Genomic DNA, 23,033 nt, shown 5'->3' with positions numbered 1-23,033 from the left:
ACCTGTTAGTGAAAGCTGTTAGTAAAAGTTTTCAGCGCGAATACGAACCACCTGGCCGTCTATGTCTGGCAGGTTTTCCAATTCTGCAATGGCGCCGTTCATCTGCCGTTCCTGCACTGTGTGAGTCAGGATAATCACCGGGATGCGGCCGTCTTTCACTTCGAATTCTTTTTGCATGATGGATTCAATGTTGATGCCGCTGTCGCTCAAAATAGTCGCGATTTTGGCCAGCACACCTGGGCGATCAAACGCGGTGATGCGCAGATAATACGCCGACTGTACGTCTTCCATTTCCAGTACCGGCAGATCTTCCATCGCTTCTGGCGCAAAACCCAGGAAGGGTACGCGTAAGCTGCTGCCGCTGGCGACTATGCGGGCAACGTCGATAATGTCGGCAACCACGGCAGAACCGGTGGCTTCGTCGCCGGCACCCGGGCCGTAGTACATGGTTTGGCCAACGGCGTCGCCGTCTACCAGAATGGCGTTCAGTACGCCGTCTACCTGTGCAATTAGGTGGCTCTGGGGCACCAGCGTGGGGTGAACCCTTAGTTCTATGCCGTCTTCGCGGCGGCGGGCAATGCCCAGATGCTTGATGCGATAACCCAACTGTTCGGCGTGAGCGATGTCGTAAGGGGTAATTTTAGAGATGCCTTCGGTGTAGGCTTTGTTGAACTGCAGCGGCACACCGAAGCCGGCCGAGGCCAGAATGGTGAGCTTGTGGGCCGCATCTATGCCTTCCACGTCAAAGGTCGGGTCAGCTTCGGCATAACCCAGAGCCTTGGCCTCTTCCAGCACGCCGGCGAATTCACGGCCCGCGCGCATTTCGGTCAGAATGTAGTTACCGGTGCCGTTCATAATGCCGGCAATCCAGTCAATGCGGTTGCCCGCCAGGCCTTCGCGGATGGCTTTGATAACCGGAATACCGCCGGCTACACCCGCTTCATAAGCCACGATTACACCGGCTTTTTCAGCCGCGGCAAAAATTTCGGTGCCGTGCTCTGCTATCAATGCTTTGTTGGCGGTAACCACGTGCTTGCCGTTTTTGATCGCGGTCAGCACCAGCTCTTTAGCGGCATCGTAGCCGCCAATCACTTCCACCACAATATCAATGGCAGGATCGTTCACCACGTCATAGACGTCAGTGCTGAAGGGAACCCCGCCCAAGTCGATGTCTGAGCGAGGGGTTCGGCTGGCGATGCGGGTAATCTGGATGTTGCACCCGGATCTGCCGGCAATGATCGCCGCGTTACGAGTGAGTACCTTGAAGGTTCCGCTGCCCACGGTTCCGAGTCCGCAAATTCCGACACTGACCTGTTTCACTCTTTTACCTCTGATGACGATGGCTGCTGATAGCTGATGATTAAGGCCGCACAGTATACCGATTCACAGCTTGCGGAATAAGACCTGGCGGCGGCTGATTGCCTAAAGAATGCACATTATTTAGAGAATACCCAAACCGCGCGCCAGGGTTTCGGCAGGCACGTAGCCGGGCATTAATGTTCCGTCTTCCAATACGATAGCGGGGGTGCCGGTTACGCCGACCAGTCGGCCAAGGTTGTATTGCTCAGCCACCGGGTTGGCGCAGTCAGCGGGCTTGACGGCGCCGCCGCTTTTGGCGTTGTTCATAGCCGCTTGCGGATCTTCTGCGCACCACACGGACACGTACTTGCGGAAGGATTCGGTACCCGGACCGGAACGGGGAAAGCCGTAGTAATTCACGGTAATGCCCAGTTCGTTAAGTTCGTCCATTTCGCCGTGTAATTTGCGGCAGTAACCGCAATCAATGTCGGTAAACACGTCAATCACCGCTTTTTGTTCGCCTTTGGCGGCGTACTGGATCAAGCCGCCCTTTTTGGCGTGCTCGTTTATAGTTTGCCGGCGCTGGCTGGTGCGTGCCTGTTCGGTAAGGTTAACGTAGCCGGCGTTTTCAAGTTTGACCAGGTCGCCAATAAACAGATATTCCGCATCTTCGGTGGCGTACACAATCTGACCGCTGTTGGTGCGCACTTCGTAAATGCCCGGCGCTTTTGCCGGCGCCATGCTTTCTACCTGCAGGCCGGGTACGGCGGCTTGCAGGCGCTGGGTGATGCGCTCTTCAATATCCTCTGCAACGGCGAATGCTGGCAGCAGTAAGCCACCCAACAGGGTCGCGGCAACAAGACGGGAAACAACAGGCAGAGAAAAAGACATATGGGTGTCCGCAATATGGTTAAAAAAACAGACCGAGTTAATTCAGCACGGGCTTAGGGTAGCAAAAAATCGACGTAGAAGAGCAGCAAAACGAACATTCTCACCCTCGAGGGTGGTGTTGCCGATGCAGTTCCTGCAGGCGCTGGCGCGCCACGTGGGTGTATATCTGGGTAGTGGATAAATCCGCATGGCCCAGCAGCATTTGCACCACCCGTAAATCCGCACCGTGATTGAGTAAGTGAGTTGCGAAAGCGTGCCGCAGGGTGTGCGGCGACAGGTGCTTTTGAATACCGGAGCGCACCGCGTAATGCTTGATGCGGTGCCAGAACGTTTGGCGCGTCATGGCTTTTGGGCGGTTGCCGGGGAACAGGTCGTCACAGGCGTGGCCTTTCAGCAATTCCGGTCGCGCTTCTTTTATGTAGCGTAACAGCCAGTCTATGGCCTCTTCGCCCAAGGGCACCAGGCGGTCTTTATCGCCTTTACCAGTAATGCGCACCACGCCTTGGCGCAAGTTCACCTGGTCCAACCGCAATGACGTTAATTCGGTCACCCGTAAGCCGCAGCCGTACAGAATTTCCAGCATGGCTTTGTCGCGCAGCTCTATAGGCACTTCGGGGTCAGGCGCGGCCAACAGCGCGTCTACTTCGGCTTCGGTGAGGGTGTCTGGAAGCGGCCGCGTTAGCTTGGGGCTGTCTATGCGAAGGGTTGGGTCTTCGGGTATCAAGCCTTCGCGGAGCAAATAGCGGTAAAAGCGGCGAATGCCAGACAACCGGCGTGCAGCCGTAGAGGCTTTCACGCCGCCTGCCAGCCCGCCGGATAGCCAAGCCAGCAAATCACTACGCTGGGCGGCTATCAGCAACGGTGTGCCGAGCTGGCTCTGAAGCCACTGCGCCAGGCCGCCCAGATCGCTGCGGTAGGCTTCACGGGTTTTTTCGCTGAGCCCATCTTCCAGCCAGATGGCGTCGCAGAAGCGTGCGATGACTGCCTCGTCTTCTGCCGAAATGCAAAAAAGGCAGCCGTGGCTGCCTTTTTTAACACTGAGCATGGCGAGAGGCCAATCAGCCCAGCTTTTCCGTGATACGAGCTTTCTTACCAGACAGTTCGCGCAGGTAGTACAGCTTGGCCTGACGCACAACGCCACGACGCTTCACTGTTACGCTTTCAATCAGCTTGGAGAAACTCTGAAATGTACGCTCTACGCCCACGCCGTAAGAAATCTTACGTACGATGAAGGAAGAGTTCATGCCACGGTTGCGCTTACCGATTACAACGCCTTCAAACGCCTGCAGACGCTCACGGGTGCCTTCAGTTACGCGAACCTGAACGACCACGGTATCACCCGGCGCGAACGGCGGAATTTCCTTGGTCATCTGTTCTGTTTCAATTTGATTGATGATGTTGTTCTTGCCGCTCATCGTTATGCTCCTGATTCCCAATCTTTTAATGCCCTGAAGATTCAGAGGCACACGGTTCGTTTAAAATCTCTGCCAGCAGCTTGCGCTCTTCTTCCGAAAACTCCCGCTGTTCAAGCAGGTCGGGGCGTCGCTCGCTGGTTCGCCTCAGCGACTGTTTAAGCCGCCAACGCCGGATCTGATCATGGTGACCGCCCAACAAAACATCCGGCACAGCCTGACCTTCATACACTTCGGGCCGGGTATAGTGCGGACAATCCAGTAAACCGTCGGCGAACGAATCCTGCTCTGCCGACTGCGCATGACCCAGCGCTCCGGGGATGAGGCGCGTAACCGCATCAATAACAGCCATGGCTGCCAGTTCGCCACCGGAAAGCACAAAGTCTCCCAGCGACACTTCACGATCTACCTCTGCCGTAATCAGGCGCTCATCCACGCCTTCATAACGGCCCGCCACCAGTATTAGCCGCTGCTCTGCTGCCAGAGATTCAACAACTGCCTGATTCAGGGTTTCACCCTGAGGCGATAAATACACCACACAAGCCGGGCCCGGAGCCGCTTGCCGTGCAGCGTGAATAGCATCCCGTAGCGGCTGAATTTTCATCAGCATACCGGGGCCGCCACCGTAGGGGCGGTCGTCTACTGTGCGATGACGATCATGGGTAAAATCCCGCGGGTTCCAGCTGTGAAAGGTTATTAACCCGTCACGTACGGCCCTGCTGGTGATGCCATAATCGGTTACCGCTGAAAACATTTCCGGGAACAGACTGACAGCGCCAATCCACACCTTAAAACTCCGGATCCCAGTCAACCACCATACGCTTATTGGCTAAATCCACCTGCATAACGATTTCGTCAGGCAGGTAAGGGATTAGCCGTTCGCGCTGATCAATAGAAGCAGGGCTTGCCTGCACTACCAATACGTCGTTGGCGCCGGTTTCCAGCATATGATGCATTGTTCCCAAGCATTCATCTTCAACCGTGAACACTTCAAGGCCTTCCAACTGATACCAGTAATAGTCGCCCTTGGGCAGCTCTGGTAACTGTTCGGTTGGCACATGAATGTCAGCCCCGCAATAACGCTGGGCAACATCACGGTCGTCAACACCCTTCAGCCTGATGACGATCCCCTGCCCTTGGCGGCGACCCTCTTCAAGCTTCACAGGAATACGCTTGCCGTCCTGAACCAGGGTCCAGTTGCGGTAGTTTAGTACTCCGTCTCTGGGATCGGTGAAAGAGTAGACTTTTAGCCAACCCTTGATCCCAAACACCGCGGTAATACGGCCGATAACAGTTTCCTGCGAGGATTCTGCCATGTGTGTCACCCCGGGGTGTGTCAGGCTAATCTTCAGATTGCTCTAATAAACTAGTCTGCGGTTTTCAGCAGTTGGGCAACACGATCGCTAGGCTGTGCGCCTTGGCTGATCCAGTGCGCAACACGCTCACGATCAACGCGTAGACGCTCTTCTTGTCCACGGGCGATCGGGTTGAAGAAGCCGACACGTTCAATAAAACGACTGTCGCGTGCTTTGCGGCTGTCGGTCACTGTCAGATGGTAGAACGGGCGCTTCTTGGAGCCGCCGCGAGCCAAACGGATTTTTACCATTTAACCAATATCCTGTTCTGTTGTACGAACTTTGTACGATTCAATGCAGCCAGAAGCGGCTAACATGAAGACCCATACTCGAAAGGGGCGCTATTCTATGCTAAAAAAGCGCCAAAGAAAACAGCGAAACCGGTTGTTTCCCTGTTTTAGGCGTAAGGCATTTTACATACGACCAAAGGGAGGCTGACCGCCTCCACCGCCGGGCGGCATCATACCACCCAAACCGCGCATCATGTTGGCCATTCCGCCTTTCTTGCTGAATTTTTTCATCATCTTCTGCATTTGCTTGTGCTGCTTCAGCAGTCGGTTCACATCTTGAATCTGCGAACCGGAACCGTTGGCAATACGGCGCTTGCGCGAGTTGTTGATGGTGTCCGGGTAACGGCGCTCTTTGGACGTCATGGAACAGATAATCGCTTCCATTTGCCCCATTGATTTATCGTTTACCTGCTGCTGGGCTACTTTGGCCATCTGGCCCATACCCGGCAGCTTGTCCATCAGGCCACCAATACCGCCCATGCTTTTCATTTGCTGGAGTTGGTCACGGAAGTCTTCAAGATCAAAACTTTTGCCTTTCTTGATCTTTTGGGTGAGCTTCTCGGCTTTGCTCTGGTCCAGCTTGCGCTCGGCTTCCTCTATCAGGGAGAGCACATCGCCCATACCCAAAATGCGTGACGCCACGCGGTCTGGATGGAACGGCTCCAAAGCGTCGGACTTTTCGCCCACACCCAGGAACTTGATCGGCTTGCCGGTAATGTGGCGTACCGACAGGGCCGCACCACCACGGGCATCGCCGTCGGTTTTGGTGAGCACCACGCCGGTCAGCGGCAGGGCTTCATTAAAAGCCTTGGCGGTGTTGGCGGCGTCTTGCCCGGTCATGGCGTCTACCACGAACAGGGTTTCTATCGGTTTTACCGCGGCGTGCAGGCGGCTGATTTCGCCCATCATCATTTCATCAATGGCAAGGCGGCCGGCCGTATCCAGTATCACCACATCAATGTGTTTCTTGCGCGCTGCGCTGATGGCGCCTTCGGCAATGGCGACTGGGTCCTGGTCAGCGGAGCTGGGGAAAAACTCTACGCCTACCTCGTTGGCCAGGGTTTCCAGCTGTTTGATAGCAGCCGGGCGGTAGATGTCGGCACTGACCACCATCACGCTTTTCTTTTGGCGCTCTTTCAGGAATCGCGCCAGTTTGGCAACGGTGGTGGTTTTACCGGCACCCTGCAGGCCCGCCATCATAATGACCGCAGGCGGGGCAACCGACAGGTTCAGGCCGGTGTTGGCCTCGCCCATCACCCGCTCGAGCTCCTGCTGCACCACTTTCACAAATACTTGGCCGGGTGTCAGGCTACGCTGAACTTCCTGGCCAATGGCACGTTGGCGAACACTCTCTACGAAGTCCTTGACCACCGGCAAAGCAACGTCGGCTTCAAGCAGCGCCATGCGAACTTCACGTAACGTATCTTTGATATTGTCTTCGGTAAGCCGCGCCTGACCCGTGATTTTGCGCAGACTGCCGGAGAGTCGGTCCTGTAGATTTTCAAACATGCGGTTCTTCCGTACCCGGATAAGAGTATTCAGGAATCAACAGACCCCGGGGCCTGTTGATTCCGGTTGCATAATTGGCACATTATAACCAGACTATCGTCCCGAAACGACCAGCTCAGTGAAATCACTTTTAATGCGCCGTAAACCTCAGCCTGAACAGTGGCATATAGGGCAGCCCAGGATTAACACTTTATGGGAACGCTGATTCTCGCGGTTACCTCACTTCTGTTATACAGCATTGGCACGGCCTTGCAGGCTCTTCATTTCCGCGGCCGGGTGCAAAGCAGCTTGGCAATGACCACTTTGGTGGGCATTCTTGCCTTGGTGGGCCACGCACTGCTGATCACTCAGATTGTGCATCATGACGGCGGCTTCGATTTCAGCATCGTGCGCAGCTCGCTGATTATCTCCTGGCTGATCACATTCTTGCTATTGGGGCTGAATCTTACCAAGCCCCTGCAAAACCTTTTATTAGGCGTATACCCTCTGGCCGGCATGACGATTATTGTCGCACTGGCAGCGCCCTCTCCGGCGAGGCTGGTGCCAGAGCACAGCTACGGCATGCTCACCCACATTGCCCTGTCAGTAACCGCTTACAGCCTGTTCAGCCTGGCAGGCATTCAAGCCGTGCTGTTGTCTGTCCAGAACCGCCAACTCAAAAACAACCACAACAGCCGCCTGTTGCGCAACTTACCCCCGCTGCAAACCATGGAGTCGGTACTGTTCGAACTGGTGTGGGCAGGCGTTGTGCTACTGATTCTAGCCATTGTTACCGGCGCTCTTTTTGTGGAAGACCTGTTCGCCCAGGACATTGCCCACAAGACTCTGTTTTCGATACTCTCGCTGCTGGTGTTTGTGGCCTTGCTGATTGGCCGCCACACCAAAGGCTGGCGCGGAGTGACCGCTAGCCGCTGGACACTGGCAGGCTGCGCATTATTAATGGTAGCGTTCTACGGCAGCAAGCTGGCTCTGGAACTGATTTTCCATCGCGGCCTGTAAAACGGTAGCGCCTTCCACGCCCTTCACGCTTTTCACAAATAAAGAGGATACCTCGCTTGAACGAAACATCGCTGACCGCGCTGTTTATTACACTCGCCGGACTGATTCTATTATCGGCCTTCTTTTCCAGCTCTGAAACCGGAATGATGTCGCTGAACCGGTATCGCCTGAAGCACATGGCGCAAACCGGTCACAAAGGTGCCAAGCGCGCCCACAGACTTCTGCAACGAACCGATCAGCTGATCGGCGTTATCCTGATTGGCAACAACTTCGTTAACATCTTTGCCTCGGCCATTGCCACGGTGATTGCGATACGCATCTGGGGCGACGCCGGCATTGCCATAGCAACGGTGTTGCTGACCATTGTTATTTTGATTTTTGCGGAAGTGACGCCCAAAACCCTGGCCGCGCTGTTTCCAGAAAAAATCGCCTTTCCTGCCAGCTATGTGCTCGCTCCGCTGCTAAAAATACTTTACCCGGTGGTATGGGCGGTAAACCTGCTCACCGGTGGCATTTTGAAAGTGCTGCGGGTGTCGCCGGAAGACATCGCCAACGATCACCTCAGCCGCGAGGAGCTGCGAACCCTGGTGAACGAAGCCGGTGCGCTGATTCCAGCCAAGCACAAGGATATGCTGGTAAGCATACTGGACCTGGAAAAAGTGACCGTGACGGACATTATGGTGCCCCGTAACGAAGTCGTCGGGATTGATCTGGATGACGACCTGGACAGCATTCTGCGCCTGTTACGCAACAGCCAGCACACCCGCCTGCCGGTTTATAAAGGCGACATTAATGAAATTCAGGGCATTCTGCATTTGCGCAACACCACCAAACTGCTGCAAAAGGATGACTTGAACAAAGACATGATTGTACAGCTGTGCACCGAGCCTTACTTTGTTCCGGAAAGCACACCTTTGAACACCCAGTTGATTAACTTTCAGAAGGGTCGCCGTCGCTTTGGCATTGTCGTAGACGAATACGGCGAAGTACTGGGCCTAGCCACGCTGGAAGACATTCTTGAAGAAATTGTGGGCGAATTCACCACCGACTATGCATCCACCAGCCCAGACATTATTCCCCAGGATAACGGTACCTATATTATTGACGGCACAGCTTCTCTGCGGGTAATTAACAAAAGTTTGTCCTGGAAATTGCCATTGGATGGCCCTAAAACCCTAAACGGGTTGATTACCGAAACTCTGGAGAACATTCCCGACAGCAACGTGTGCCTGAGAGTTGGCGGGCATCGAGTTGAAGTGCTACAGATTAAGGATAATGTTGTGAAGGCGGCCATTGTGCATCCCAAAAAACGCAAGAAACGCGGGCTTGGCCGCTGAACATCAAGCCAGCCTTAGTGACCGTTGGTGCATGATTTTGTCAGTTCGTCGTGAAAACTAAAAAGCAAACGTATAAAAAAAGATTCAGATGGGTTAAATTTGACCAATAATCTTAATTTCCGTTGTATAAAGTAGCCTACAAAAGGCCCAGGCGGCGCGAGACAGACAGGACCCTGCCATGAACGAACAGTCCGGCATTCATTATATCCACCAGCGTCAGAAAGGCGTTAATGGTGAAGCCGCGCCTGTTCCACTCGAAGCGGTACGCGTTCGGGAAACCGTTGTTGCCGGCTTGGGCGACCTGTTACAGGGCGCACTGGACGCTGTCGACGACTCGCTGTTTGAACTCGCCAACAACTGCCGCAACAATAACGAACAAAACCGCTACTTTGAAGCCATGCGGGAAATTCGCATCAAGCGCAAAGGCGTTGAACGCCAGTTCAGCGAGGCAATTAGTTCGTTTTTTGTGTCGCCACCCAGCCAGACCCGTCCCGATAACCAGCCCCAAGCCATAGACGCAGACAACCTCGCGCTGGTGGGCAATGATGACCTAGAAGAACAGGTTGCGCTGAACGCCATGGCCGGGAAAGCCAAAGCGCACTTTCAAGGCCAGCTGATTCAGTTGGAGGCGCGTTTCAGCCAAGTATACAAAACCGCAGACGGTGTTATAGCGAACCCCTTGGCGCCAGAACACTTAGGCATGGCGTTCATACACGCCATACAGCCCATGGAAATCCAAATTCGTGAGCGCCTGATTCTGCTAAAGCAGTTTGACCGCTACGTTATGTCAAATCTTGGCATGCTATTAGACGAAGCCAACCGCATTTTGGTGAAGGCCGGGGTTATCCCTCACTTCCGCCATCAGGGTAAAAATACCTCAAAAAATCAGGGCAGCGGCGGCAAGGCAGCCGATAACGCGGATTCAATGGGCGCATCGCAGATTGATGCTGCAAGCGAAAGCGCGGTGTTCGAACAGATACGTAGCATGCTTGCGCACCAGCGTAGCAACGCCGGTATTCCGCAGCAACGCTCCGATAGCCGCCCGGTACACCGAGTGTCTGCCGCTGAGCTTGGCGAACTTCTTAACGCTTTGCCTGCGCAGAAGACATTTGACAGCGCCAGCTACACAGGCTTCGGCGAAGACCTGAGCCAGGGCGAACCATTAACCATAGATTTACTGGAGTTGATGCACCAACTTCTGGCGCAGGTAAAGCGCAAAGACGGCCGCAAAGCCGCTATAACAGAGGCCGATGAAGACCTCATTAATCTTGTGTCTATGCTGTTCGATTTCATTCTCGACGACGATAACCTGTCAGCACCCATTCAGGTGCTGGTCAGCCGCCTGCAAATACCCATATTAAAAGTGGTGATGCGCGATAAAACCTTCTTCAGTCATGGTGGCCATCCCGCCCGGCGCCTGCTCAACAACCTTGCCCGCGCCGGCATTGGCTGGAGCAACAGTGACGAAAAGTCGCGAGACAAACTGTATAACCAGATTCACACCATTGTGCAGCGCATTCTTGAAGAGTTTGACGGCGACGTGTCTTTGTTTGTTGCCCTGAATGACGAATTCGACGCCTTTCTGGAGCGCGAAAACAAACGTTCAACCCTGGTAGAGCAACGCACCCGCGAATCTGAGCGTGGCCGCATAAAATCCCAGAAAGCCCAGCAAACCGTTGACACGATATTGAAAGAAAAGCTGGCCCGTTACAAACTGCCGAAAACCATCCACACCATCGTTGTTAATGGTTGGAGCCGGGTTATGTTCCTGACTTACCTCAGGGACGAAATGGAGCACCGCTGGAACGAGTCGGTAAAAGTGCTTGACGACCTTATCTGGTGCCTGCATCCCCATCACGAGGAAGCCGAGCGCGACCAATGGGTTCGTGTGGTGCCGGGATTGCTGAAAACCCTGCGCGCCGGGCTTGAAGAAGTATCGTTCAATTCATCCAAACTCGACGAAATGATGGCCCAGCTCAAATACGAATTGGCCGAAGCTTTCCGCACCAACGCTGCTATAGAAACCCGCACAGAGCCTTTGGTAGTGGCGCCGGATTCTGAAAAAGCGAACATCGGCGAAGAACTGCAAGATAACTCCATTTCTGAATACATGGATCAGATTGATCAGATTGAAACCGGCAGCTGGGTAGAATTCAGCCTGGTAAACGGCGCCAGCTTCCGTTGCAAACTGTCGGCTATTATTGAAGAAGCTGACTGTTTTGTATTCGTTAACCGCATGGGCCTGAAAGTGATTGAAAAAACCCGTACCGAGCTTGCCCAAGAAATGTGCCGGGGCCGGCTAACGCTGCTGGAGCAAGGAGCGCTGATTGACCGAGCACTGAACGCTGTGGTGGGGTCTCTGCGAAGCAAAGCAGGTTGAGAACCCTGCACCTCAAACGAATAATGCCGGCGTATCGCCGGCATTATTCGTTTGAGGTGCACACTTTTCCAATTGCGCGAGTTCTATTCCAACTGCGCAGGTTTCATTCGCAATGTGCAGCTTTTCTTAGCGCTGAAAAATTCGCTTTAGGCTTCTGTCTGCTTACACGCAGCTTTTACAGCTGTGGCCAGTTCACCGTTTTCCGACATTTCCATAATGATGTCGCAGCCACCAACCAATTCGCCGCTAATATACAGTTGCGGGTAAGTAGGCCAGCTAGAGTGCACTTTCAACGCTTCACGCAGTTCCGGGTTGTCCAGAATATTCACAAAAGCAAATTTCTCGCCGCAGGCCATTAAGGCCTGACTTGTTTTTGCCGAAAAACCGCACTGCGGCGCCTGAGGAGAACCCTTCATGTACAGAATAATCGAGTTTTCTTCGAGTTGGCTTTTAATGGTGTCGTTCATATCCATGTTATCTACCTCTGTGCTGGAAGCTAAAATGAAAAAAGAAAGCTTGCCTTCAGGCAATCAATTTTAGTCATTGTACACTGCCTCGGCAGACCTACCAACCGTCGCCGGTTGCGGCGCTTTCGAAAACCAGGGATAGATTTGAAATCTGTCCCCTAAGGCTAAAGACAGGGCGCCGGCGGCGCCCTGATCGTTGTCATGCCACCGCAGAGCGGCTAGACTGATTGCCCCTATTTTTTCACTCTACATCCACAACCATCAGGCTAGAAGCCCCGGCAACCCGGGCCTCCAGCGAGGTAAGGGCCATTTCATGGCAGTACGGCATTTTTTAACACTGAACGACCTGACTCCCGATGAACTGGAAGCGCTACTGGACCACGGCTCACGCCTGCGTCGTGAGTGGCACCAGGGCGTTACCCGCGACACCTTGAAAAATCGTGTGCTGGCGATGATTTTTGAAAAGTCATCTACCCGCACCCGGGTATCCTTCGAAGCAGGCATGATGCAGCTTGGCGGCTCGGCGTTGTTTTTGTCGCCCCGCGACACCCAGTTGGGCCGTGGCGAACCGATTGAAGACTCGGCCATTGTTATCTCCAGCATGGTCGATGCGGTGATGATTCGCACCTTCGCGCACAATACCGTGGAGCGCTTTGCGGCTGCCTCCTCAGCGCCCGTGATCAACGCGCTGACTGACGACTTCCACCCCTGCCAGCTACTGGCCGATATGCAAACCTATCGCGAACACCGCGGCAGCATTCGCGGTGCCACGGTAGCCTGGATCGGCGATAGTAACAATATGTGCCATTCTTACATCAACGCCGCGGCAATGTTCGGCTTTCATTTGAATGTGGCCTGCCCGAAAGGCTATGAGCCTGGCGCCGCCGTATTTGAAGCACACAAAGAGCATGTCACCGTGATGCGTGAGCCGGCAGACGCCGCCCGCGACGCCAACCTGCTGGTAACCGATGTGTGGGCCTCCATGGGCCAGGAAAGCGAGCAGAAAGCCCGTAAACTCGCATTTTCGAGCTACCAGATTAATCCGCAGTTGATGGCACTGGCCGCTAAAGACGCTTTGTTTATGCACTGCCTGCCGGCACATCGCGGCGAAGAAATCTCGCAAGACATGATGGAGCATTCGGGCTCGGTCGTGTGGCAGGAAGCGGAAAACCGCTTGCACGCTCAAAAAGCCCTGCTGGAATTCCTGATTCTCAAACGTCTGGATTAATTATGGACAAGCCCGCAATCGCGTCTGACTGGCTGCTTGAAGTCAACAATCTGTGCTGCGGCTATGGCGGCGAAACCGTGGTGAAGAACGTCAGTTTCGCCCTGCGCCAAGGCGACATTGGCTGCCTGCTGGGCCCCAGCGGCTGTGGCAAAAGCACTATTTTGCGCGCGCTGGCCGGCTTTTTACCGCTTAGCGATGGCAAAATCAGCCTTCAAGGCCAGGCCATCAGCCTGCCCGGCCGCGCTCTACCGCCGGAAAAACGCCGTATTGGGATGGTGTTTCAGGATTACGCACTCTTCCCGCACCTAAGCATTGCCGACAACGTTGGTTTTGGTTTGAACCGCCTGAGCAAAGCCGAGCGCCAACGCAAGGTCACTGAATTACTGGAACTGGTGCAACTGCAGGATCTTGCCAGCTGCTACCCTCACGAGTTGTCGGGCGGGCAGCAACAGCGGGTTGCGCTGGCTCGCGCGCTGGCGCCAGAACCCACGCTGATTTTGCTAGACGAACCGTTTTCAAATCTGGACGCAGATTTGCGCCGGCGGCTGAGCCTGGATGTGCGTGACATTCTAAAAACCCTGGGCATCAGCGCCATTCTAGTTACCCACGACCAGCAAGAAGCTTTTGCAATGTGCGATCAGGTGGCGGTGCTGCAAAAAGGCTGCATCCAGCAGTGGGACGTGCCGTTTAACCTGTATCACGAGCCTACCAACCGTTTTGTTGCCAGTTTTGTGGGCCAAGGTAGCTTTGTACTTGGCAGCACCCTGGGGCCAGACGCCATAAAGTCAGAACTCGGCGTTATTCACGGTAACCGGGCTTATAGATGGGAAGCAGGCACACCGGTCGATGTGCTGATTCGGCCCGATGACATCGTTTATGATGAACATTCGCCTTTGCGGCCCAAGGTGATTGAAAAAACCTTTGCCGGCACATCCACGCTCTATCGTTTTCGCTGTTCCGAATCCACCGAGTTCGAGGCGCTGTTCCGCAGCCACCTGGATTTCAATGTGGGTGACTTTGTTCCGGTGCGAGTTGATGCAGACCACCTGATTGCGTTTGAACACGAGGCCATACAAGGCTAAAGCAAGCTCCGCCAAGACTGGCGCTTGCACCGACGAAGGCCTGGCCACCGTGCCAGTACATGATGCGCCGCACAATCGACAGTCCTAGCCCGTACCCGCCCGAGGTGCGGGTACGGCTGTTATCCAGCCGTGAAAATGCAATAAATACCCGTTCCCAGTCAGAGCGCGGTATACCTTGGCCGTCGTCTTCCACATCAATGCGGCAATTGTCGCTGTCTAACCGACAGCGCACGCGCACCTGGCGGCTGGCATAGCGTGCGGCGTTACCCACCAGATTCTGGAGTGCGCGGTGTAAATAACGCGGTTCTACCTCGGCGGCCAGTGCCTCACTGGCGCCATCCACATCCAGCTCCATAACGACGGTTGGGTGCAAGAGCTGCTGCTGGGCAATGACCTGGCGCAGAAGATCAGGCACAGATGTCTGCTGCAAAAGGAACTTGGCCTCGCTCTGCTCCAGTCGCGCGTAGGTCAGTATTTCGTCTATCAAATCGTCCAGTTCCTGAATGTCGCCGTCTATGCCCTGCAACTGCTCCTCGCTACGCTGCGACTTATCGCTGTCGGCCAACATCTGCACGCCAAAACGAATGCGCGCCACCGGGGTGCGTAGCTCGTGGGACACCGCATGGATCATGTCATGCTGCACCTGCACAAGGCGCTGAATATGCTCGGCCATGCTATTGAAAGCTGTCGCCAAGCGCTGTTGCAACAAGCTGGAGCCGGGCTCTACCCGCGCCGCCAAATCACCTCGGGCAATGCGCAGCGCTGCGGATTCAACCTTCAGCAAACGCCCATCCCAAGAGCGTGCCGCAAACCCTAGCAGCAGTGCCAGCGCCGCGGCAATCAGCAGGCACAGTGGTAATATAATCACCAGACTCCAGGGTTTAAACGGCGGTGGTGGCACCAGCACCACCATCTCGCCGTCAGCCAACTGCAACGCCACGCGGGGGCCATCTCCGGATTGCGCGGTATACAGAACCAGGCCGTCACGAACTAATTGCCGCAAAACATCGGCGGGTGGCAGGCGCTCGCGGGTGTCAATGGAATAAGCGCCAAGGCCTAATGATGCGCTCAAATAACGCAGGGTTTCGGGGCGACGTTCAACCGGTGAGTTTTCTAGATGCCAGCGGAAAACCAACGCGCTGGCACGCACAATGTCGCTATAAGGCGTGGCCAGGTTCAGGGCGAGGATCTGGCCGTCTTCACGGGCGATTAACAAGCGCTGGCCCAAACTGGACGGCAATACCACGACCTGGCCGTAACCCAGGCGTTCGCGAATAACCGCGGTATCTGCCAACTGCGTGGCCGAGCCTACTTCAAGATTATAAGCCGGCACCAGCCACGCGTAATGAGCAACAGGGTCTGCAGACTCCGCCAGCCATTGCATCAGCGCTGTGCCATGGTGTTCAAGCCACATTTGCTGGCGAATACCGTTTAAACCTTGGAACAGCAACACACAAAGCACTGCGATCAACAGCACAAAACCCGCCAGGCGGGCATAAAGTTTTAGAAAGTAGATCAGGGGCATGGTGCGCACTCTGGCTCAAACAAAAACTCGGGCTTAAGCAGCTACTCAGGCTGTCGCAACTATTCAGGTTTTTGCAACTACTCAGGCTTCTTTTACAAACAGATAACCTTTGCTACGCACGGTTTTTATGCGCCGTGGATGGATGGGGTCGTCACCAATTTTTGGCCGTATACGGGACACCCGCACGTCAATCGAACGGTCTTGGCCGTCGTATTCAATGCCACGCAACGCCGTAAAGATTTCTTCACGGCTGAGCACCCTGCCCGCATTACTGGCCAGCAACCACAGCAAATCAAACTCGGCGCTGGTTAAATCCACTGTAACGCCAGACAGCCAGGCTTCGCGCATCGAGCTGTCTATCACCAATTCGTTGAACTTTACACGCACCGGGCCTTCGCTCACGGGACCGCTGCCGACCAAGGGTTGGTTTTTTTCGGCAACGCGGCGCATCAACGCACGAATGCGCGCCAGTAACAATCGCGGTTGTACCGGTTTGCCAATGTAGTCATCGGCGCCCATTTCCAGGCCCAGTATCTGGTCCATGTCATCGGTTCTGGCGGTTAGCATCACTATCGGGCCGCTGTATTGCGGCCTTACCCGGCGGCAGATAGACAAGCCGTCTTCGCCGGGCAACATCAAATCAAGCACCACAAGGTCTGGCTGTTCGTTTCGAATACGCTCTACAGCGGCCCCACCGTGGGACTCAATAGACACCGTAAGCCCGTTATTCTGCAGGTAATCGCGGGTCAGGCTGGCCAGCCGTTCGTCGTCTTCTACAATCAGGATTCGCCAGTTGTCAGTCGTCAGTTCCATAACAGTCTTTCCTAACTTCAGGCTATGACAAGGGCCGGCCCTGGGCAATTTCCTCTGCACTAGCGCTGCGGCGGCCAACAATTTCCAAATCAAAATACAAGGTTAGACCAGCCAGCGGGTGATTGGCATCAATACGCACCAAATTGCCGTCAAAACCCATCACCTGGACAATCTGCGCCTCGGTGCCTGTGTTGGTTTGAAACTTCATGCCCGCTTGTAAGTTCTCTACGCCTTCGAACATCGAGCGCGGTACTTTACGCACCAGGTCGGCCCGGTGTTCACCGTAGGCCATCGCTGGCGGTACGGTGACTTCCAGGCAGTCACCCACGCGGCGATCTTTCACGGCACGCTGAATACCCTCAACAATGTCCGGGCTGCCGTACACAAAATGCAGCGGCTCGCTGCCCTCAGAGGTATCTACCAGCTCACCAACGGCGTTTTTAAGTACATAGTGAACGGTGAACACGTCAATTGTAGGAGAAGAATCTTGCATAGGTTGCGTCATTGCTCTTATTGGGGTGTATTGGTCAGTCGCAGGCCGTAAATCAGTAACCGTTGCTCCAGCTTCTGGCGAACTCCTTTCGGTGCGGCCAGTTGCATGCGTTCTAGCAGCGATTGGAAGCGGCTTTGGTCGTCACCGGCGCGGGCAGCCCGTACCAGGGTCATAAGTTTACCACGACCTGTGGCGGTTTCGGCCTGTATGCGTTTCAGTGCTTTAGCAATCACCAACTCTTCAGCGGTAAAGTCACAGCCAAAGGGAAATGGTGGAAAACGGTTGTTGCCCGGTACCGCTGCCAAGGCTTTGTGGATGTGTGCCGGCGTATTATCGGCCCAAGCTTTTGGCGGTTTAAAACTCTTCGCCACCTTGCCGGCTTTTTTCGCCTGCTGCAAAAGGCCGGCCTGGAAGCGGGCGTCGGCAATCGCGATCAGCCGCAGGTATACCTGCTCGTCAGACTGGCCCCGCAAATTGGCAATGCCATATTCGGTGATCACAATGTCCCGCAGGTGACGGGGGATGGTGCAATGGCCGTAGCTGAACACAATATTCGATAGTACTCTGCCCGCCGTTTTGCGAGTGCTGCGCAAACACAAAATGGACCGCGCGCCCGTCAATTCCATACCCATAGCCACAAAGTTGTACTGACCGCCTACGCCGCTGACCACGCGACCGTCTTCCAGGCCGTCAGACACAGCCGCACCCGCTAGGGTGTACATCATCGCGGTGTTTATAAAGCGGCCGTGCTGGCGCTGGGCGGCTTTCAACGCCTGATTGCCAAAGCGGTGGTCGTACAGGTCATTGATGTAATTTACGCTGGTCATGCAGATGCGCTGACGCTGCGGTGGCGACAGGTCACGCAGTGCCTGGTAGAAAGATTCGGGGCCGATGTAGAAGCCGCCGTGCATCACCACGCCGTCGCTCAGCTTGTCGCCCAAGCCGCCGTCTTGCAGTAGCCGGCGGGTGTCGGGATGGTTGATGTCGGCAGGCACGGTGCGCTGCTGCAGGCTAAGCTTGCCATCCTGCAAACACAGTTCAGAATGCACAATCCCGAATTTCTGCAGGAACTCCAGATCCTGCGGCCTCAGCGGCGAGGCAATAATATGCTCACGCAATAGCACATCAAGTGTATCCAGGTTGATCTGCACGCTAATGTCACCGCGGTTCAGCAACTCCTGCAGCCCTTGGTGAGCAAACACTTCACGCTTTAACACTCCGGCTTCCACCAGGTGAATAAAGCCGTCAATGATCATTTCGCTGCAACCGTAAAGGCCCTGATCAAACGTGCCGGTGCCACCAATACCATCGACAGCCGGATAGCGCGCGGCGATGTCCAGATGCTGATATAAGCGCTTCCAGGCGTCGTTATGGCGGTGGCGCAAAATGGTGCTATTGATTAGCGCAGTACCCAGGGAACCGATACCCACCTGCAACGTGCCACCGTCCTTTATCAAGGTGCTGGCATAGAAACCAATGAGATGGTCCGGCGGGCTGATGGCCATTTGTGGCGCCGGAAACATCGGATAATCGCTTTGCGGTTGCGCCAAAACCACGTCTATATCGGCTTCGGCCATCTGGGCATCACGGCCCAGCCAGGGCAAATGCCGGTTCAGCTCACCCACCAATACGGTGGGCACGCCCTCTTCGCGCTGGCGCGCACGCAAAAGCGGGATAATGTCCAAGGTCAGGTCCGGATTGCAGCTCAGGCTCACCTGCCCCGGCTCACCGTTTTGATCACCTGGCGCCACCATTTGAGCCACCACGTTGATACCCTTAGCCATCAAATCGCGCACCGCGTGAGTATAGTTCAGGCTGATATAGTGGCGCTGCTGCGACGAATTGTGCATAAAACTGCCGGCCTTGAAAAAGAACTCCGACACTTTCACATTCGGCGGCAGTTTGTTAGCCCGCAAATCCAGAGCGTATTCCAGATCCGGAATCGCGCCATACAAGCGCTCTGCAAAAGGTTCGAGAAAGCGCTTTTCCAGAGCCGAACGGCCACTGGGTTTCACCAGCGACAAGGCCGTAAAAATGTGCAGTTCGATTTGGGGGTCGCGCTTGGCGCGCTGATAAAGGGCATTTACAAAGCGCAGGGGCTTGCCCAAACCCAGAGGCAAACCAAGAATAATCTTGTTGCCAACACGGCGGATTACTTCTTCGACACAGGCGTCTGCGTCGTCCATTCGCATCGTGCAATCTTCGGCCATTTTCCGGTTCCCGTTAACCCATAATGAATCCTGTTAACAGAATCATCACACGGGCAGCACGGCCAGACAATGCGTCAGATCAGTAACCGGGTGTCTCGCGAGGCTGATTCAGCGGTTTCAGAAGGTCCACTTCAGATTCAGGCAGGCGCCTTCGTCAATCAGGGCAAGGCCGTGGTCGGCCCGTATCGTTTCGTAGGCATAGCGGCGGGAAGTGTCGCGGCGGGTCAGCGACAGGGTCAGCAGGCGTGAGCCCACTTCGGCCAGAATATCGGCACTGCCTTCCGTCTGGTCAATGGTGGCGTAACTTCGCCCTGCCATGACGGCTTGCAGCTGTTTGACATCGGCCATAGTGACAGATTCTTTCACCGTGCCACGATCGCTACTGCCTATTTGCTCAGACGCATCTACGCTGGCCGCAAAGATGGCAATATTAATAATGAGCAATGTGAAAAATAGTCGAAGAATCATAATGCGCAACGATTATTAGGATTATTAGCTGACTTAAAATTATACAAACTGGATAGGCCAAAGTCTAATACACTTCAGCATCTGTGCTGTGTTTCAGCGCACATTTTCGCATCGTTTATTGCCTGGTCAGTCAAACAACCGTAGTTGTGTGACCGGTGCCTCATCATTTCGAAACCTTACTCCCATTCCCAGCAGCCTCACCGGCCGCTGAGTGTCGGTCATCAGTTCATTCAACAATTGTTGGTAGTCTGCAATAACGGGCGGCGCCGCGGATTCACGCACCCGTTCCAATGTGTGCGTGGAAAAATCGCTGTAACGGATTTTTACAAACAGTTTGTGTAAGGGCTTGTGCTCTGCCTTGCGGGCAAGGCGCGCGCGTAAGTCGTCCAGAAGGTTCACCAGCACTGCGTCACAAGCGGCTTTGTCTGGCAAATCCTGCGCAAAGGTGCGCTCAACGCTCAGGGATTTAGCGCTGCGCGACACAACCACCGGGCGCTCGTCGCGGCCGTGGGCCATTTCGTACAGGCGGTAACCCTGCTTGCCAAAACGCTCTATCAGAATTTCTGCGCCCAGCTGCTGCAGGTCTCCACAGGTTCGGGCTCCCATGGCGTGAAGCTTGCCCGCGGTTACCTGACCCACACCAAACAACTTTTGCACGGGCAGTTTGGCCACGAACCCGGCAATGTCCTGGGGGCGAATCACAAACAGGCCGTCGGGCTTTTCCCAGTCGCTGGCAATTTTGGCCAAAAATTTGTTAGGGGCCACCCCGGCAGAAATAACAATGCCGGTTTGCTGCTTTACCCGCTCGCGTAGGTGGCGGGCAATCAGCGTAGCGCTACCCTGGTGTTCAGTCACGTCAGACACATCCAAAAAAGCTTCATCTAACGACAACGGCTCTACCAAATCGGTCACCTCACGCAATATGGCCATCACCTGCTGCGACACCGCCCGGTAACGCGGCATATCCACCGGCACGGTCACCAGGTCCGGGCACAGGCGCCGGGCCTCGCCGCCTGGCATGGCCGAGCGCACGCCGTAAGCGCGGGCCTGGTAATTGCAGGTGGTCACCACGCCGCGCCCACCCTGTCCGCCCACCGCCAGAGGAACATGCCGTAGGGAAGGGTCATCACGCATCTCCACGGCGGCATAAAAGCAGTCGCAATCTACGTGAATTATCTTGCGTTGAGACATAAAACCCCGCTTAACCACACCCGCTGTATATGCATACAGCCTTGCATCTTACCTCCAGTTGCTCAAAATGTCAGGATTGTCCACGGCAAGCCGCTTATAAAACCGTATTGCATGAATTTCTATCCATCTTTCTGACATCGCAAAAGGCCATCTATATCATGACCCAACCCCTTTCAGACGCCCAGCGTACCGAACTGGAAGCGGCCGCTTTCCGTCGCCTTATTAGGCACTTGCGTGAACATACCGAGGTGCAAAATAGTGACCTGATGAACCTGGCCGATTTTTGTCGCAACTGTCTGTCAAAATGGTATCTTGCCGCAGCACAGGAGCAGGGTGTAAATATGACCGACCCGCAAGCGCGCGAAGCAATTTACGGCATGCCCTACGATGAATGGAAACAACGCTACCAGAGCGGCCCAAAGCAGGATCACCATTAATGACCGATACCCCAACCACCGGCGCTAAACAGGGCTTTCAGTTAAAAAGTGCCAGTGTGTCGATGACAGCTCTGGAGCTTTATTATTTCGAGAGCGAAGATTTTGAAGCCACCCTGCGGGACAAGATCAGCCAGGCGCCCGGCTTTTTTAAAGACGTTCCGCTGATTATAAGTCTTGAAAAGTACGAAGGCATGGACAGCGATCTGGATTTTTTCAGCATTATTGGCACCTGCCGGCGCAACAATATTCACGTGGTGGGCGTGCGTGGTGGCAATGAAAACCACCGCCGCATGGCCCGCGGTGCGTCGCTGGCATTAATACCCGGCACCAACGCGCGCGATAAAGATCATGCCAGCGAGCCGACCACCGAAGCGCCTGCCCCCGAAACCATCGCAGAACCCATATCTGCGCCAGCGGTGGCAGTGCCCGCCAAAATCATCAGCCAGCCGGTACGTTCCGGCCAGCAGGTTTGTGCCTCAGAGGGTGACCTGGTGATTTTAGCGCCAGTGCAACCCGGTGCCGAAGTGATGGCAGCCGGAAATATTCATGTATACGGCCCGCTGCGAGGTCGCGCACTGGCGGGTGTAAACGGCGACGAAAACGCGCGCATTTTCTGCCAGTCGTTAGAGGCCGAACTTGTGTCTATCGCCGGGCATTATAAAATATCTGAAGACTTGCAAGGCAGCGGCTGGAAAAGCGCCGTGCAACTTCAGCTCAGGGACGATCTGATGGTGGTAACGCCACTGGAAAAGGCCTGACCAGACCCGGGTTTGCCAGCAGTAACCGGTTTGCCAGGCCTCGACAACCACGACATCGCAATGCGGGAACCAAATTTTGGCTAGAATTATTGTAGTAACCTCAGGAAAAGGCGGCGTTGGCAAAACCACCACCAGCGCTTCGATCAGCACCGGCATAGCCAGACGCGGTCATAAAACCGTGGTCATCGATTTTGACGTGGGCCTGCGTAATCTGGACCTGATCATGAACTGCGAACGCCGTGTGGTGTACGACTTCGTCAACGTGATTCAGGGCGAAGCCTCACTGAACCAGGCATTGATCCGCGACAAGCGGGTAGACACCCTGTTCATTCTGCCGGCATCGCAAACCCGGGAAAAAGACGCGCTGACGAAAGAAGGCGTGGAAAAGATCATCAACGAGCTGGCACAAACCTTCGATTACATCATTTGTGACTCGCCGGCCGGTATCGAACACGGCGCCCAGATGGCCCTTTACTTTGCTGATGAAGCCATTGTTGTCACCAACCCGGAAGTATCTTCGGTGCGCGACTCTGACCGTATTTTAGGCATTTTGCAAAGTAAGTCACGCCGCGCCGAAAAGGGCCAGGACCCGGTAAAAGAACACCTGCTGGTTACCCGTTACAACCCGGCACGGGTAGAGCGTGGCGAGATGCTGTCGGTGGCCGATATAGAAGAAATTCTGGCGATACCGCTGATGGGTGTTATTCCGGAAAGCCAAATAGTGCTGAACTCCTCTAACCAGGGCCTTCCGGTTATTTTAGAAACCGAAAGCGACGCTGGCCAGGCTTATGATGATGCCGTGGCGCGCCTGCTGGGAGAAGAACGGGAACACCGTTTTATGACAGCCCATAAGAAGGGCTTCTTTTCACGGATGTTCAGGGGAGGCTAG

General features: G+C 54.9%; 23 protein-coding genes. 8 read left to right on the top strand and 15 right to left on the bottom strand.

Annotated features, from left to right (window positions below; translation table 11 throughout):
• Positions 1 to 18: 18 nt before the first annotated feature.
• The 8 genes from MIH19_RS05375 to ffh all read right to left on the bottom strand — a co-directional run bounded on the left by MIH19_RS05375 (position 19) and on the right by ffh (position 6,756).
• Positions 19 to 1,320: a homoserine dehydrogenase gene (locus MIH19_RS05375; RefSeq protein WP_249007887.1), complete on the bottom strand. Its 1,302-nt coding sequence runs from the start codon at positions 1,318 to 1,320 to the stop codon at positions 19 to 21.
• 120 nt (positions 1,321 to 1,440) lie between these two features.
• The gene (locus MIH19_RS05370; RefSeq protein WP_249007886.1) at positions 1,441 to 2,190 is read right to left on the bottom strand and encodes a thioredoxin fold domain-containing protein; all 750 of its coding nucleotides are present in this window, start codon (positions 2,188 to 2,190) and stop codon (positions 1,441 to 1,443) included.
• A gap of 100 nt (positions 2,191 to 2,290) precedes the next feature.
• Positions 2,291 to 3,235 (bottom strand): site-specific tyrosine recombinase XerD, encoded by a 945-nt coding sequence (gene xerD / locus MIH19_RS05365; protein WP_249007885.1) that lies wholly within the window; start codon positions 3,233 to 3,235, stop codon positions 2,291 to 2,293.
• Between the two features lie 13 nt (positions 3,236 to 3,248).
• Complete coding sequence (gene rplS / locus MIH19_RS05360) at positions 3,249 to 3,605, bottom strand: 50S ribosomal protein L19 (protein WP_249007884.1); 357 nt, start codon at positions 3,603 to 3,605, stop codon at positions 3,249 to 3,251.
• Between the two features lie 25 nt (positions 3,606 to 3,630).
• Positions 3,631 to 4,356: a tRNA (guanosine(37)-N1)-methyltransferase TrmD gene (trmD, locus tag MIH19_RS05355; protein ID WP_249008951.1), complete on the bottom strand. Its 726-nt coding sequence runs from the start codon at positions 4,354 to 4,356 to the stop codon at positions 3,631 to 3,633.
• 34 nt (positions 4,357 to 4,390) lie between these two features.
• Positions 4,391 to 4,918 carry a ribosome maturation factor RimM gene (gene rimM / locus MIH19_RS05350; protein ID WP_249007883.1) on the bottom strand — a complete coding sequence of 176 codons (528 nt, stop codon included), beginning with the start codon at positions 4,916 to 4,918 and terminating at the stop codon, positions 4,391 to 4,393.
• Positions 4,919 to 4,968: 50 nt separating this feature from the next.
• Positions 4,969 to 5,208, bottom strand: coding sequence for a 30S ribosomal protein S16 (gene rpsP / locus MIH19_RS05345; protein ID WP_007348783.1), 240 nt, complete (start codon positions 5,206 to 5,208; stop codon positions 4,969 to 4,971).
• Between the two features lie 162 nt (positions 5,209 to 5,370).
• Positions 5,371 to 6,756, bottom strand: coding sequence for a signal recognition particle protein (ffh, locus tag MIH19_RS05340; protein ID WP_249007882.1), 1,386 nt, complete (start codon positions 6,754 to 6,756; stop codon positions 5,371 to 5,373).
• 192 nt (positions 6,757 to 6,948) lie between these two features.
• On the opposite strand from ffh, the gene ccsA reads away from it, so the two are divergent.
• From ccsA to MIH19_RS05325, 3 genes are all read left to right on the top strand, one after another.
• A complete protein-coding gene (ccsA, locus tag MIH19_RS05335) occupies positions 6,949 to 7,755 on the top strand; it encodes a cytochrome c biogenesis protein CcsA (RefSeq protein WP_249007881.1) in 807 nt (268 codons plus the stop codon).
• A 56-nt stretch (positions 7,756 to 7,811) separates the two neighbouring features.
• Positions 7,812 to 9,092 carry an HlyC/CorC family transporter gene (locus tag MIH19_RS05330; RefSeq protein WP_249007880.1) on the top strand — a complete coding sequence of 427 codons (1,281 nt, stop codon included), beginning with the start codon at positions 7,812 to 7,814 and terminating at the stop codon, positions 9,090 to 9,092.
• A gap of 178 nt (positions 9,093 to 9,270) precedes the next feature.
• Positions 9,271 to 11,472, top strand: coding sequence for a DUF1631 domain-containing protein (locus tag MIH19_RS05325; RefSeq protein ID WP_249007879.1), 2,202 nt, complete (start codon positions 9,271 to 9,273; stop codon positions 11,470 to 11,472).
• 146 nt (positions 11,473 to 11,618) lie between these two features.
• Here the strand turns inward: MIH19_RS05325 and grxD are convergent, their stop codons facing one another.
• Positions 11,619 to 11,945, bottom strand: coding sequence for a Grx4 family monothiol glutaredoxin (grxD, locus tag MIH19_RS05320; RefSeq protein WP_283164100.1), 327 nt, complete (start codon positions 11,943 to 11,945; stop codon positions 11,619 to 11,621).
• 307 nt (positions 11,946 to 12,252) lie between these two features.
• On the opposite strand from grxD, the gene argF reads away from it, so the two are divergent.
• Both argF and MIH19_RS05310 read left to right on the top strand, forming a co-directional pair.
• Positions 12,253 to 13,167, top strand: coding sequence for an ornithine carbamoyltransferase (argF, locus tag MIH19_RS05315; protein ID WP_249007878.1), 915 nt, complete (start codon positions 12,253 to 12,255; stop codon positions 13,165 to 13,167).
• Between the two features lie 2 nt (positions 13,168 to 13,169).
• Positions 13,170 to 14,249, top strand: coding sequence for an ABC transporter ATP-binding protein (locus MIH19_RS05310; protein ID WP_249007877.1), 1,080 nt, complete (start codon positions 13,170 to 13,172; stop codon positions 14,247 to 14,249).
• Here MIH19_RS05310 and MIH19_RS05305 read toward each other — a convergent pair.
• From MIH19_RS05305 to dinB, 6 genes are all read right to left on the bottom strand, one after another.
• Positions 14,170 to 15,774, bottom strand: coding sequence for an ATP-binding protein (locus MIH19_RS05305; protein ID WP_249007876.1), 1,605 nt, complete (start codon positions 15,772 to 15,774; stop codon positions 14,170 to 14,172). The two genes, MIH19_RS05310 and MIH19_RS05305, sit on opposite strands and share 80 nt — an antisense overlap.
• Before the next feature lie 81 nt (positions 15,775 to 15,855).
• Positions 15,856 to 16,587 carry a response regulator gene (locus MIH19_RS05300; RefSeq protein ID WP_249007875.1) on the bottom strand — a complete coding sequence of 244 codons (732 nt, stop codon included), beginning with the start codon at positions 16,585 to 16,587 and terminating at the stop codon, positions 15,856 to 15,858.
• A 22-nt stretch (positions 16,588 to 16,609) separates the two neighbouring features.
• The gene (locus tag MIH19_RS05295; protein WP_249007874.1) at positions 16,610 to 17,080 is read right to left on the bottom strand and encodes a peptidylprolyl isomerase; all 471 of its coding nucleotides are present in this window, start codon (positions 17,078 to 17,080) and stop codon (positions 16,610 to 16,612) included.
• Positions 17,081 to 17,097: 17 nt separating this feature from the next.
• Entirely contained in the window at positions 17,098 to 19,290 is a 2,193-nt protein-coding gene (locus MIH19_RS05290; protein WP_249007873.1) for an acetyl-CoA hydrolase/transferase C-terminal domain-containing protein, read from the bottom strand.
• A 117-nt stretch (positions 19,291 to 19,407) separates the two neighbouring features.
• Positions 19,408 to 19,758, bottom strand: a complete 351-nt coding sequence (locus tag MIH19_RS05285) for a DNA polymerase IV (protein WP_249007872.1) — start codon at positions 19,756 to 19,758, stop codon at positions 19,408 to 19,410.
• A 126-nt stretch (positions 19,759 to 19,884) separates the two neighbouring features.
• The gene (dinB, locus tag MIH19_RS05280) at positions 19,885 to 20,949 is read right to left on the bottom strand and encodes a DNA polymerase IV (protein WP_249007871.1); all 1,065 of its coding nucleotides are present in this window, start codon (positions 20,947 to 20,949) and stop codon (positions 19,885 to 19,887) included.
• A gap of 158 nt (positions 20,950 to 21,107) precedes the next feature.
• Here dinB and MIH19_RS05275 point away from each other — a divergent pair, with 158 nt between their 5' ends.
• The 3 genes from MIH19_RS05275 to minD all read left to right on the top strand — a co-directional run bounded on the left by MIH19_RS05275 (position 21,108) and on the right by minD (position 23,033).
• Entirely contained in the window at positions 21,108 to 21,386 is a 279-nt protein-coding gene (locus MIH19_RS05275; RefSeq protein WP_249007870.1) for a DUF1244 domain-containing protein, read from the top strand.
• Positions 21,386 to 22,144, top strand: a complete 759-nt coding sequence (minC, locus tag MIH19_RS05270; RefSeq protein WP_249007869.1) for a septum site-determining protein MinC — start codon at positions 21,386 to 21,388, stop codon at positions 22,142 to 22,144. Before MIH19_RS05275 ends, minC begins: the two co-directional genes overlap by 1 nt.
• A gap of 76 nt (positions 22,145 to 22,220) precedes the next feature.
• The gene (gene minD, locus MIH19_RS05265) at positions 22,221 to 23,033 is read left to right on the top strand and encodes a septum site-determining protein MinD (RefSeq protein WP_249007868.1); all 813 of its coding nucleotides are present in this window, start codon (positions 22,221 to 22,223) and stop codon (positions 23,031 to 23,033) included.

It is taken from the genome of Marinobacter sp. M1C, from assembly GCF_023314135.1.
Taxonomy (GTDB): Bacteria; Pseudomonadota; Gammaproteobacteria; order Pseudomonadales; family Oleiphilaceae; genus Marinobacter.
This window is presented reverse-complemented; position numbering and strand designations above follow the sequence as displayed.